The organism is Marinobacter halotolerans, from assembly GCF_008795985.1.
GTDB lineage: Bacteria > Pseudomonadota > Gammaproteobacteria > Pseudomonadales > Oleiphilaceae > Marinobacter > Marinobacter halotolerans.
The window spans coordinates 1,743,165-1,756,096 of sequence record NZ_VMHP01000001.1; the positions used below are offsets into that span (position 1 = coordinate 1,743,165).

Sequence of the window (12,932 nt, forward strand, 5' to 3'; positions counted from 1 at the left end):
GCACTGTCTTGGGAGAAAACCGGACGATTACAACCCTTGCGGGTACTGAACGAGCGCCTCGATATCACTGAGGATAGCCGGGGATTCACTGACCCGCACTAGCCAGCTTAGCGGAATGCCATGCTCGCTACCCACGCCATGCATCGCGGCCATGGCCGGCCCGATGATCCAGGCGCGGCCACAGGAGTCACCCCCACACTGGATATTGGCGCGAACCGCCTCGGTATAACTACTGGCATGGGTCAGGATATGAAAGATCACCGGCATGGCTTCATGCAGATAGCAGGTGCGCCCAAACGTGTCGCCGGCCTTTACCGCATCCAGCGATGCGCCGGATTGCGCTCGGGACAGGCTTGCCTGGTCCGGCGCCTCGGCTTCGGCCGCTGCCAGCGCTGCCTGCATTGAATCGCCCCGGAAAAGATGATCCAGAAGCCTGGCCGCGCATTTTGCCCACGCCACGGCGTCGTCGTTGTGATTGGTCACTCGAACCGCCGCTTCGGTGACTTCCATCAACCGATCACTGCCACAATAGCAGGCCACCAGTGGCGGCAGTTTGGATACGGCGGGCAGTTGCATGTCGTCTGCGCCGCTTTCCGGCCGAAGATGCTGGTCGATGGTCTCAGTAATATGCACCCCGGCCTCCTGGACATCGGTTTCATGATAGGTCAGATCGATGGCCGTCCTTACCGGCGCGGCCAGTTGATCACCGCTGAGGCGCCGGGTGTAGGGTAAGACCTTCTGAACCAGTACCCGCTTCTGCTGATCGGTCAGGTGGGCCGTGGTGGTCTTCAGAGCCTCGTCGATCGCATTCTGCTCAATGACGTTAAGGTTGTTCAGGGTCACCCGCGTGGGGTTGTCGAGATAACCGCACCATCCACCACCAGGCCCGAAAAAATTCCGGAAACGCCGCTGGTAATCGCGGACATCCAGCTTCCCTTCATTCGCCAGCAGACTGTCGGTGATCACACCCGTGGCGGCGCCATAATGACTGACATCGCCGATTTTTTTGCCCTCATGGGCAAAATACCCGAGCCCGCCTTTGAAGTAGTCTGCCTTTGGTGGCAGGAATTCCGGGGACTGGCCGCCGACCTCCAGAATACGCGGGCTGTTGTAGAGCCAGTGGAGGCCGAGGCTGGCGGCATCGGCCACCCAGCCACCGGCGAGGGCATTGATCAGGCGGGCTTTGTCTTCGGGAGATCTGTTCTGATGCATCGGATCTTCTCCTCTAGAGGCTGGGCGGGTGGTAATTGCTTCTTTTGAATCAGGGGATTTACGTCGAGTTACCGGTACCGATCAAGTTGTAACCATCGCGTAAGTCGGGATTGAGGGTTACGGCTGAGGGACCAGGGCAACCAGACCATGACGGCCAGAATGCCTAGGCCGGCCGCAACGGTCAGCGCCGGGTTGAGCGAGAATGTGTTGCCCAGACCGGCGAAGACCACCGTCATGGGCAGCATGCCCACAAAAGTCGCGATCGCAAAGCGCCAGGCATGAACACTGGTGACGCCGGCGGCGTAACTGATCAGTGCAAATGAAAACACCGGTACCAAGCGAGTGATCAGAATGGTCAGCGTCAGAAAGCGCTGTGATCCATCCCTGGCCAGAACCGGGTTATCGGGAAAACGCCTGCAGATTGCTTCTCGCCCCAGACACCGGGCAATCCAGAAAGCTGCCATGGCGCCAATTAGCGCGCCGGTAGCCGCGATGGCGGTGCCGGCAAACACACCGAAAGCGAGGCCTGCAGTAGCACTGACAGGCAGGGTGGGAATGGGGCCGACGACCACGGCAATCACCATTAACAGCATCAGCAACAGGGGGCCAACGACACCCTGGCTCTGAAGCCAGCTGGCCAGTACATCCGGTGAGAGCTTTGCGGGTAATCCCAGAATTTGCAGCAGCCACCAGGCGCCTGCCAGCGCGGAGATGACCAAAACAACCACGGCGATTCTGAGTGCCATCTGGGGCCTTTTTCAAAACGGGTAAATGGTGGACCAGGAGCCGATCCGGTTCGCAGGAATTCTAGCGGGGTTTGTCTGCGTTGTCGGCAGTCCCTGACGCTTTCCACTCCGTATAAGCGCGCTTGGGACACCGTTTTTAGGACCTTGTGATAAAGATGTTATTGGACATCCAAAACCCGCTGACGGATGGTATGTCTATGTCCTGTATGGATAGTTACTGTTTTATGAGTAAGCGTTCAAAAATTTTAGTCGGAACACCGTGTAACATCCAGCGCCTGTTCGTGTCTTTCAGGGCGTAGCGTTTCTATTTTCAACGATGGATCAAACTATGAATTCGAAAAAGCTCATTCTGCTGATCGTGATCGGCGCCGTGGTGGCGCTGTTTATAGGCTTTGGCGGCCCGGAAGTGCTGACACTGGAAAACCTCCAGAAGCATCAGTCTTCCATTGGCCAGTGGATCAGCCAGAATCTGCTTGTGGCAGTGCTTGGGTTTGCCGCGGTTTATGTGGTGGTGACGGCGCTGTCGCTTCCCGGTGCAGCGATCATGACACTCGCCGGCGGTGCGTTTTTCGGCAATATCTACGGTCTGATCGCGGTGTCGGTGGCCTCAACGGTGGGTGCTTCTCTGGCTTTCCTGGTGGCCCGCTTCCTGATGAGGGACACACTGCGTAACCGATACGCGGAAACCGTGGCGAAAATGGACCGGGGTATCGCCAAAGACGGCGCGTTTTATCTGGCAACCCTGCGCCTGGTTCCGGTATTCCCCTTTTTCCTGATCAACCTGGCCATGGGTCTGACCGGCATGAAATTGAAGACCTATGCGCTGGTCAGCTGGGTGGCGATGCTGCCGGGCACCTTCGTTTACGTGAATGCAGGCACCCAGCTTGCCCAGATTGAGTCCACCGGGGACATTCTTTCGGCGGACCTGCTGCTGTCGTTTGCGCTGCTGGGCCTGTTCCCGCTGATTGCCAAGTTCATCGTCGGCTTCATCCGCAAGCGCCGCGTCTACGCAGGCTGGCAGAAGCCCGATTCGTTTGATTACAACCTGCTGGTGATTGGCGGTGGTTCTGCAGGCCTGGTATCGGCCTACATCGCCGCGGCCGTCAAAGCGAAGGTAGCGCTGATTGAAAAGGACAAGATGGGCGGCGACTGCCTGAATACCGGGTGCGTGCCGTCGAAGGCTTTGATCCGCAGCGCCAAGGCCGCGGACACCATGCGACACGCCAATCGTTACGGCCTGGAATCGGTGCCGGTGAAAGGCTCGTTTGCCAAGATCATGGGCCGGGTTCAGGACGTGATCGCCAAGGTGGAGCCCCACGATTCGCCGGAGCGTTACCGTAGCCTGGGTGTGGACTGCATCTCTGGCACCGCCAGCTTCGTATCCCCCTGGGAATTGGAAGTGGTGCATAACGACGGACGCACCGAGCGCCTGACGGCAAAGAGTATTGTGGTAGCCACCGGTGGCAAGCCTGCCATGCCGCCGATTCCGGGGCTGGCGGACATGGATCCGCTGACGTCGGATAACCTCTGGAATTTGGAAACCCAGCCCGAGCGCTTGCTGGTGCTGGGCGGCGGCCCCATCGGGTCCGAGCTTGCCCACGCTTTCCAGCGTCTGGGCAGCCAGGTGATCCAGGTCGAGATGGGCGATCGCCTGCTGGCCAAGGAAGACGCGGATGTGTCGGATCTGATCCGCAAGCAGTTTGAAGACGACGGTATTGATCTGCGCCTGAACCATGCCGCCAAGGAGTTTGCAGTAGAAGACGGCGAGAAAGTGGCATACTGCGACCATAACGGCGAGCGGGTGCGGATTCCGTTTGACCAGGTGCTGGTGGCGGTGGGCCGTGCGGCGCGGACCGATGGCCTGGGGTTGGACAAAATCGGGGTCGAAACCCTGCCAAATGGCACAGTGCCGGTGGAGGAAGACATGAGCCTGCGCTTCCCCAACATCTTCGCCTGTGGCGATGTCGCCGGCCCCTACCAGTTTACCCATGCAGCCGCCCACCAGGCCTGGTATGCGGCGGTGAACGGGCTGTTCGGACAGTTCAAGCGGTTCAAGGTGGATTACCGGGTCATGCCCTGGGTGACTTTCACCTCGCCGGAAGTGGCCCGGGTGGGGCTGAGTGAGGCGGAAGCCAAAGAGCGAGGTGTCGCTTACGAAGTGACCCGTTACGGCCTGGACGATCTGGACCGGGCGATTGCCGAGAGCGACGATTACGGCTTTATCAAAGTGCTGACGCCGCCGGGCAAGGACAAGATTCTGGGTGCCGTCGTTGTTGGTACCCACGCGGGTGAGATTCTGGCGGAATTCACCCTGGCCATGAAGCACGGCCTGGGCCTGAACAAGATACTGGGTACCATTCATCCGTACCCGACCTGGAACGAGTCTGCCAAGTTTGCCGCCGGCGAATGGAAACGCGCACACGCACCCCAGGGCATACTCCGCCTGCTGGAGAAGCTCCATGGCTGGCAGCGTGGTGATCGATCTGAGCGCAAATCAGCGATCGAACGTACAACCTAAAAATTCGAATAGTGACCAGAAAACGGAGCAAGCATGCCCCTGACTCAAACAGCAGAAAAGCGCATTCCGGCGGTGGAAGTACTCGAGCCCCGGGCGCGCGACAGCTGGACCCATACTCGCAACGGCGATCCGCGTGGGTACATCGATTCCGACAAGCTGAAAGAGCTGTGGATCCACACCGGCACCGCCTGCAACCTGGCCTGCCCCTTCTGTCTGGAAGGCTCTCACCCCGGTGATGGTCGCATTCCGGGCATGAAGCTGAGCGATGTGAAGCCGTTTATCCACGAAGCGCTGGATATGGGCGTTGAGCAGTTCTCCTTCACCGGCGGCGAGCCGTTCGTGATCCGGGATTTTGTCAATATCCTGAATTACGCCAGCCAGCACCGGCCCTGTTTCGTGCTGACCAACGCCACGGACCCGCTGCTGAAACGCAAGCACCAGGTGACGCCGTTGCTGGACAACCCCTATCCGATCCACTGGCGCGTCAGCCTGGACTTCCCGGACCGGGCCCGTCATGACGTGGACCGCGGCCAAGGCAGTTTCGACAAAGCGCTGGAAGGCATTCGCTGGCTGGTAGATCAGGGCTTTGAAGTGTCCATCGCTCGCCAGACGGATGAAAACGAGCATCCGGCGGATGTAGAAGCAGCTTTCCGCGGCATTTTCCGCGACTGGGGCATTCCGGAAACTTTGGCCTTCACGGCTTTCCCGGATCTGGGCACGCCCGGCTCGGAAGATGGCAGCCCGGAAATCACGGAAACCTGCATGGAGAAGTATCCCACCAAAGAGGCCCGTTCCCATTTCATGTGTACTTACACGCGTATGTTGGTGAAGCGGGATGATCAGGTTCGGGTGTATGCCTGCACGCTGGTGGATGATGATCCGCAGTATGATCTTGGGGGTACGCTGGCGGAGAGCATGGATGAGCGCATTATGTTGCGGCATCACCGGTGTTTTGCCTGTTATCGGTTTGGGGCCAGTTGTTCGGCTCCGTCTTGATTTTGGAGTTGCCTTCGGTTTTAGGACTGGTTGCTGGGAGTTGGCGGCATGGTGGTAGGTTTTTATTTCTTTGGGAAAAAGAACTCGCTTCGCTCAGACACCTTTATTCCCGGCAGAAATAAAAACCTACCCCCACACCGCGGTTAGCCACTGCTATTCGTTGGTTAAAACCCCAAGACGAAAGATCTTTTGAAGTCTCGTTGAGCGCCGGGGACGGCAAAACGGGTGTCAGAACAAGGGGGCGGTAGACCGGGGTTCAAAAAATGTGGCGCGCCATGGACGGCGCGCCTCAAGCCCCCATGGATGGGCTCGTAAGCGTTTTTTTGAACCCCGGTCTATCGTCCCCGAAAACTCCAGAGCCAGCAGCCCAATAAAGGCCCCGGAACAAAAAAAGAAGAGGAAAACAGAACAATGAATTTCACGGAAGCTTCCCTGTTTTGGGGATTCCTGGTGGTTTATGGGGTGGTGATGTATGTGCTGTCACCCAAGAGCAAGAGCGCTGATTCTTTCTACAAAGGCGCCGACGATCAGGGTAATCCGGTGAGTCAGTGGTCACTGACGGCCAGTATTTTTATCAGCTGGATTTTTGCCAAGTCGGTGACCAATGCCGCCAACCTGGGTGCCGCCTATGGTGTGACGGGCGGGCTGGCTTATGCCAGTTACTGGCTGTCGATTCCGGTGGCCGGCTACATCATCTATCTGATCCGCACACAGACCGGCGCGCGCAGCCTGCAGGAATTTCTGACGTCACGGTTTGGCCGGCTGGCCAGTCTGGCGTTTGCGGCGGCGATTCTGATTCGTTTGTACAACGAGGTCTGGAGTAATACCGCCGTGGTGGGCGGCTACTTCGGGCTGCCCGGCGAGTGGCCCTATTACACCGCTGCCATGCTGTTCACCATGTTTACCCTGGCCTACAGCCTGAAAGGCGGCCTGCGTTCGTCGATTTTCACCGATGTCATCCAGACCTTTGTGTTTGTGTTCTTCGTGGGCGCGGTGCTGTTTCTGATTATTCCGGTGAACGATACCAGTGCCCTGCTGACCAATGGCGAATTCAAACTCAATGCCGGCTTTGATCTTCTGCTGGTGGCGCTGCTGCAGATGTTCAGTTACCCCTTCCATGATCCGGTGCTGACTGACCGGGGTTTTGTGAACAAAGAGAAAACCATGCTCAAGAGCTTTATTGTGGCCGGGCTGCTGGGTTTTGTGGCGGTGTTTATTTTCAGCCTGGTGGGCGTGCATGCGCGGCTTAATGGTATTGAAGCCATGGGCAATGCGCCGGCGGCGGTTGGTCAATCCCTGGGTCTGGCGGCGCTCTTCTTTATGAGTGTGATCATGATGACGTCTGCCGGCTCTACCCTGGATTCCACCTTCAGCTCCCTCGCCAAGTCCCTGGCTGTGGATCTGCCGCGCCTTGCAAAGCGGGCTCAGGATCGGTTGCCGAGTGTGCGTGTAGGTGCGTTGATCATGATCATCTTTGCGTTCCTGGGTAATATTCCGATGTTTGCCGGCACCGATATACTTCTGGCCACGACCATTTCCGGCACCATGGTGATGGGGCTGGCGCCGGTGTTCCTGTTTTATGGTTTTACCCGCTGGTCGCCCTGGAGTTTCCATCTCAGTTTCTGGACCGGGCTGGGGCTGGGTGTGTTGTTGGCGGCGGGGTTGATTCCGGCCAGCTGGGCGATTGGTGATGGCGCTTACGCCTTGCTGTTGGGTACAAACGCCTACGGATTCATTATCTGCACCGTCGGTTTCTTCCTGCCGCTGGCATGGCGGCTGCTGGTGGGTCGTTCGCTGGCCGCGGGCGAGGTCTGATCGTGACAGAAGGGCGCAGTTGTCCCATCGCCTATCGCTATAAGCCCGAGCTTCTCTGCGCAGAGCCAGAAAAGGTCGATGCCGATGTGATTTATATCATTGGCGGGCTCTATGGAAATTCCTGCGCCCTGGATGAGATCGAGCGGATGGCGCGGGAAGAGGAGCGGCAGGGGCGTTCTGTTGAGCTGGTTTTCAATGGCGACTTTAACTGGTTTAACGTCAGTGACGATCTGTTTCGGGACATCAACGAAAGGGTACTGAAACACAGGGTCAGTCTGGGTAATGTTGATTACGAGTTGGCAAACCCTAACGACGGGGCTGGCTGTGGGTGTGCCTATCCCGACTTTGTGGATCAGGCCGTGGTTGAACGGTCCAACGCCATTATGGAGCGTCTGCAACAGGTAGCCGCCCGACATCCGGATATCCAGGGCAGGCTGGCCGAGCTGCCCCGGTACCGGTGTCTGTTGTTTGGAGGCCTAAAGGTTTTGGTCCTTCATGGTGACCCGGAGTCCCTGGCCGGCTGGGGGCTGGCCTACGAAGCCTTTGCCGGTGGTAATGAATCCATTCTGAATGACTGGTTCCAGCGTTCGGATGCCGACATTATTGCCTGTACCCACACCTGCCTGCCGGTGTTGTGGTCGGCTCAGGTAGAGGGGCGTCCGCGAGTTGTGGCCAATAATGGTTCCGCCGGTATGGGGAATCTCAGGTCCGATGCCCGGGGATTGATTACCCGTGTCGCGCTGGGCTCTGACCATGACAGTTCCCTGACACGGCTGCACAACCGCGGAGTTAATGTGTCGCTGGTGCCGGTCGAGTTTGATAACCGTGCCTGGTTGTCAGAATTTGACCGGCTCTGGCCCATTGCCTCGCCGGCAGCGGATTCCTATCGCGAGCGGCTGGTGACAGGCACGTCTCTTGAAGTTGCTGATCTGTTGTTTCCCCGCAGGAGCTGATGAATTGCGGCGCTGGAAAACTCGGGCAGGCGGTCTATTCTGTTCTATGGGGGGCGGAGGTTGGCTTTGGGTCGCCGGTGGCGTCACTTGATAAATATTTTGTGGTCTATATAATTCAACACTAATTTTTTAAGCGAAACTTTCACGACATGACTTCAGATAGCGCGAATTCCACCGCCATTGTTCTGCGTCCCCCGGTCAAGGACGATGGCTATCGACTGCACCAGCTCGTGGACCAGTGTCCGCCACTGGACCCCAATTCCATCTACTGCAACCTCCTGCAGTGCAGCCATTTTGCCGCCACCGGCGTTGCCGCTGAAAAGGACGGCGATCTGGTAGGTTTCATTTCGGGATATATTCCGCCCGAACAGCCTGAAACGGTTTTCGTCTGGCAGGTTGCCGTTCACGAAAAGGGTCGGGGCGCCGGTCTTGCGAAGCGGATGCTCAAGGATATTGTGGGGCGGGACGCTTGTCGCAACGTCACCCACATGGAAACCACCATTACTGCTGACAATGAAGCTTCCTGGGCGCTCTTCCGCTCATTTGCCAGGGATATGGGAGCCGAGCTGACCCATCACGAGCATTTTGAAAAAGACGCTCATTTTGGTGGTCACCACGATTCCGAGTTCCTTCTGAGAATCGGGCCTTTCAAGGCATAAGCACGAATGAATTCACTCAATTCACTTCTTGTGCAGAGAACGTGCAACGAAATTAACGGATAGTTTATGAGCAGCCAAAAGCACACCGTGGAGAAGATCGGCGGCACCTCAATGAGTAACTACGAGGCAGTTCGCGACAACATCATCATTGGTGACCGTAAGAAAGAAGATCTTTACCAGCGCATTTTTGTTGTCTCCGCCTACGGCGGGGTTACCGATGAACTGCTGGAACACAAGAAAACCGGCGAGCCCGGAGTTTATGCCTTGTTTGCCGATGCGGAATCGGACTGGGCCTGGGGCGATGACCTCACCAAACTGGTCAAGTTCCTGACGGACAAGAACGCGGATCTGTTTCATGACCCGATGCTCAAGCAGCAGGCGGATCAGTTCATCACAGATCGTATTGAAGGCGTTCGGGGTTGCCTGATCGACTTGCAGCGGCTTTGTTCCTACGGGCAGTTCCAGCTTGAGGAACACCTGCTGACCGTGCGCGAAATGCTGGCAGGTATTGGCGAGGCCCACAGTGCGTTCAATACCGCGCTCAAGCTTCAGCAGGAAGGTATCAACGCCCGGTTCGTAGATCTGACCGGCTGGCGGGATTCGGAACTGCTGCCACTGGATCAGAAGCTTAAGCAGGCATTTGATGCGGTGGATCTGACCCGTGAGCTGCCTATTGTCACCGGCTACGCTCAGTGTCAGGAAGGGCTGATGCGCACCTTTGACCGGGGCTACAGTGAGATGACATTCAGCCGTGTAGCGGTCATTACCGACGCACGCGAGGCCATCATCCACAAGGAATACCACCTGAGCTCGGCCGACCCCAATATTGTTGGTGCCGACAAGGTTGTACCCCTGGGCCGCACCAACTATGACGTGGCGGACCAGCTGGCCAACCTGGGAATGGAAGCCATTCACCCCAAAGCGGGTAAGGGCCTGCGTCAGAATGAAACACCGCTGCGCGTTATGAACACCTTCGAGCCGGAACACACCGGTACGCTGATCACCGGCGATTACGTCAGTGAGGTGCCGCAGGTGGAGATTATTGCCGGCGCCAAAGGTGTCTTCGCCATTGAGGTGTTCGACCAGAACATGCAGGGCGAGCCCGGTTCCGACCGTCGTATTCTGGACGTTCTTAGCCGCTATAAAGTGCGGTTTATGGCCAAGGATACCAACGCCAACACCATTACCCACTACGTGGGCAGCACCCTCAAACACGTGAAGCGTGTAGTCAAGATGCTGAAGGAAGAGTTCCCGAACGCCGAGGTCAACACCCGCAAGGTGGCCCTGGTCTCCGCCATTGGCAGTGACATGAAGGTGCCCGGTATCCTGGCGCGTTCGGTCAAAGCCCTTGCGGATGAGAGCATCAGTGTTCTTGCCATGCATCAGTGCATGCGTCAGGTCGACATGCAGTTTGTGGTGGATGAAGACGATTACGAGAAAGCCATCGTGGCGCTTCACGCTGTTCTGATAGAGCCCCACAATCACGAGTACGCCATCGTCGCCGCTTGATATTGCGGCGCCGCTGGCTCCCGCCGACAAAGCAATCCAGCTCAGGCCCGTTTGCGTATTTTTAACTAAACACGTGATCGGAACCTGAGCTATGAGTGAACTACAAAGCCTGGGGCCGTCTCCGACACAAGCCCGCACAGACGATCCCGAATCCCTCGTCGGGCTTTACTTCAGGGATGCGTCCCGCTATCAACTGCTGAGCGATGTGGCTGAGAAAAAGCTCTCCCGTCGTCTTTCCTTCTGCTACCGGGTGCTTAGCCGGGAGCTTGCCCTTCCGTCGGACACCCCACAGACCTATCGGGAAGTCGTCGGTAGTCTCGGTGATGCTTGTGCCTTCTCGACGCGGTGTCGTCGAGCCTGGCAGCTGGCATCAGCGAGCAGGCGTCTGCTGATCCAGAGCAACCTTCGCCTGGCCGTCCACATTGCTCGTCGATATTCCAATCGCGGAATTCCGATGACTGACGTCATACAGGACGCCAACGTTGGACTGATCAAAGCCGTGGAGCGTTTCGACCCCACCAAGGGCTTCCGCTTTTCCACCTATGCGTACTGGTGGATCAGCGAAGAGGTCAAGCGGTGTATGAAGCGCGGTGTCCGCCTGGTACATACGCCGGAAAACGTCGTGGACGAGATCCGTTTGCTACAGAAAGCATCGCTAGCGCTGAACCAGACCCTGGGGCGTATGCCTTCCCAGTCTGAGCTGGCGGAGGAGATAGAAGTGTCCCCGTCCCGGGTGGGTGAGCTGCGCGCGCTGGCCATTGCCGAGCTGTCGGTGGATTCCCCGCTGTCTTCCGGGGGTGACGTTACGCTGGGTGACAGCCTCAGCGCGAGTGAAGGGTCGGCGCCTGACCATGATATGGCCGATCGTGACCGTAAGCGCACATTAGCGACCCTGCTGGCGGAGTTGAACGAGCGTGAAAAGGACGTGTTGTCCCGCCGGTTTGGCCTTGGCTTGCCAGAGCCGGAAACCCTTCAGGTTATTTCGGATGACCTGGGCATAAGTCGGGAGAGAGTACGTCAGATAGAAAAAGGCGCAATCAGGAAACTGAAAAGCCGCTTTGATAATCCGGAAGATGTTTTTTTCAGCTGAGGCGCCTGCCTCAGCTGAACAAGACCAGTCCTGCCACAATCTGGCAGACCACCACCACTGAAGTAAGCCCCAGCCGCAGTCGCAGATACCATTCCGGCCAGTAGGCCCTCATCCAGCGGGCGTCAACGACGTAGAGGCCCAGATAAGCAAGCGTATACAGAGCCACCTGGCCGGCGGGTGACAGAAGCAGGCCGATGCCCGCCGACAGGAAAAACAGCTGGCTGAGCAGCATGGTCATTAGTGGAGAAAGGGGATAACAGCGGTTGTCCAGCTGCATGGCCAGCGGCCAGTAAATACCCGCCATGAACGCCAGTATGCCCGCACTGTAAATATAGAAATAGTGCAGCAGGTCCAGCGTGTTCTGCGACATGGTGAACAGCAGCACAATCGCAGTGAGGAACGGAATCAGCCCCAGAATGCCAACCAGAATCGCCAGACGGGCGACCGCAATCACGAGTTCTGCCCCTGCACCCTGATTCTCATGGGCTCAACGGTGGACGGCTCCATACCCACCATTTCATGGTAGGCGGATGGGTGGACCACCTCGGTTGCCGTAATTCGGAAAGAACCGAGAGTGTCCTGAATCTGCCAGCTGCTCCGAAACAGGCGGGTTTTTCCATCCTTACCGGACAACAGGTGGTAGTCGCCATCGATTACCAGTCGTGCCATGTATTGCTGGCCTTCCAGGGAAATAATTTCCAGCAGATCGATGGTCAGATCCGCTGTTTGCTTGAGTTCGTCTAGAGTAATTCGCACGGGCGACTCCGGGAAATGTGCTGCCGGGGGATTTACGACCGATAGATTATTTAAGATCAGTCGATAGTCTGGACCACTTGTCTTTTCGCCGGATTTCAGGGCGCCATGGCGCGGCACTGGGCATGACGGGGGCAATACACCAGATGGTCATTCACCATGCCAGTAGCCTGCATGAACGCGTAAACAATGGTGGGGCCGACAAAGTTGAAGCCTCTGCGCTTCAGGGCCTTTGACATGGCCTGAGCCTCTTCGGTGAAAACCGGTACGTCTGCAAAGGCTTGCCAGCGGTTCTGTATAGGTTCTCCGCCCACAAAGGACCAAAGAAAATCACTGAACGCGGTACCCTCAGAGGTGAGTTCCAGATAGCCCCGGGCGTTGCGAATAATGGATTCAACCTTGAGCCGGTTACGGATGATGCCGGGGTCCTGGAGTAGGGACTGGATTTTCTGTTCGTCGTACCGGACGATGCACTCCGGGTCGAAGCCGTCATAGGCGGCGCGATAGGTTCCCTGTTTTTTGAGGATGGTGAGCCAGCTCAGCCCCGCCTGCTGGCCGTCCAGACAGAGTTTCTCGAACAGCGCCAGGCTGTCGTATTCCGGCACGCCCCAGACATTGTCGTGGTAGGCCACGTAGATGGGGTCATCGCCACACCAAGGGCATCGCTGCTCTTGCATAATC

12 protein-coding genes are annotated in these 12,932 nt (G+C 57.5%); 7 read left to right on the forward strand and 5 right to left on the reverse strand.

From position 1 onward, the window contains the following. Positions 1–27 precede the first annotated feature (27 nt). A complete protein-coding gene (locus tag FPL19_RS08095; protein WP_150911936.1) occupies positions 28–1,212 on the reverse strand; it encodes an ADP-ribosylglycohydrolase family protein in 1,185 nt (394 codons plus the stop codon). A 68-nt stretch (positions 1,213–1,280) separates the two neighbouring features. Continuing rightward, complete coding sequence (locus FPL19_RS08100) at positions 1,281–1,958, reverse strand: TVP38/TMEM64 family protein (RefSeq protein WP_150911937.1); 678 nt, start codon at positions 1,956–1,958, stop codon at positions 1,281–1,283. A gap of 328 nt (positions 1,959–2,286) precedes the next feature. Here FPL19_RS08100 and FPL19_RS08105 point away from each other — a divergent pair, with 328 nt between their 5' ends. The 7 genes from FPL19_RS08105 to FPL19_RS08135 all read left to right on the forward strand — a co-directional run bounded on the left by FPL19_RS08105 (position 2,287) and on the right by FPL19_RS08135 (position 11,498). After that, positions 2,287–4,476, forward strand: coding sequence for an FAD-dependent oxidoreductase (locus FPL19_RS08105; protein ID WP_150911938.1), 2,190 nt, complete (start codon positions 2,287–2,289; stop codon positions 4,474–4,476). A gap of 33 nt (positions 4,477–4,509) precedes the next feature. Next, complete coding sequence (locus FPL19_RS08110) at positions 4,510–5,472, forward strand: radical SAM protein (protein WP_150911939.1); 963 nt, start codon at positions 4,510–4,512, stop codon at positions 5,470–5,472. Positions 5,473–5,883: 411 nt separating this feature from the next. After that, positions 5,884–7,287 carry a sodium:solute symporter family transporter gene (locus FPL19_RS08115; RefSeq protein ID WP_150911940.1) on the forward strand — a complete coding sequence of 468 codons (1,404 nt, stop codon included), beginning with the start codon at positions 5,884–5,886 and terminating at the stop codon, positions 7,285–7,287. 2 nt (positions 7,288–7,289) lie between these two features. Then, complete coding sequence (locus tag FPL19_RS08120; protein ID WP_150911941.1) at positions 7,290–8,240, forward strand: hypothetical protein; 951 nt, start codon at positions 7,290–7,292, stop codon at positions 8,238–8,240. A gap of 149 nt (positions 8,241–8,389) precedes the next feature. Continuing rightward, positions 8,390–8,899 carry a diaminobutyrate acetyltransferase gene (ectA, locus tag FPL19_RS08125; protein WP_150911942.1) on the forward strand — a complete coding sequence of 170 codons (510 nt, stop codon included), beginning with the start codon at positions 8,390–8,392 and terminating at the stop codon, positions 8,897–8,899. 66 nt (positions 8,900–8,965) lie between these two features. Continuing rightward, positions 8,966–10,408: an aspartate kinase gene (locus FPL19_RS08130; RefSeq protein WP_150911943.1), complete on the forward strand. Its 1,443-nt coding sequence runs from the start codon at positions 8,966–8,968 to the stop codon at positions 10,406–10,408. A gap of 91 nt (positions 10,409–10,499) precedes the next feature. Beyond that, positions 10,500–11,498, forward strand: coding sequence for a sigma-70 family RNA polymerase sigma factor (locus FPL19_RS08135; protein WP_150911944.1), 999 nt, complete (start codon positions 10,500–10,502; stop codon positions 11,496–11,498). A 10-nt stretch (positions 11,499–11,508) separates the two neighbouring features. Here FPL19_RS08135 and FPL19_RS08140 read toward each other — a convergent pair whose 3' ends face one another. From FPL19_RS08140 to FPL19_RS08150, 3 genes are all read right to left on the reverse strand, one after another. Next, positions 11,509–11,952, reverse strand: a complete 444-nt coding sequence (locus FPL19_RS08140) for a DUF3429 domain-containing protein (protein WP_150911945.1) — start codon at positions 11,950–11,952, stop codon at positions 11,509–11,511. Then, positions 11,949–12,254, reverse strand: coding sequence for a DUF6482 family protein (locus tag FPL19_RS08145; RefSeq protein WP_150911946.1), 306 nt, complete (start codon positions 12,252–12,254; stop codon positions 11,949–11,951). The genes FPL19_RS08140 and FPL19_RS08145 overlap by 4 nt, the downstream gene beginning before the upstream one ends. Before the next feature lie 95 nt (positions 12,255–12,349). Then, positions 12,350–12,928 carry a DNA-3-methyladenine glycosylase I gene (locus tag FPL19_RS08150; protein WP_150911947.1) on the reverse strand — a complete coding sequence of 193 codons (579 nt, stop codon included), beginning with the start codon at positions 12,926–12,928 and terminating at the stop codon, positions 12,350–12,352. Positions 12,929–12,932: the final 4 nt, after the last annotated feature.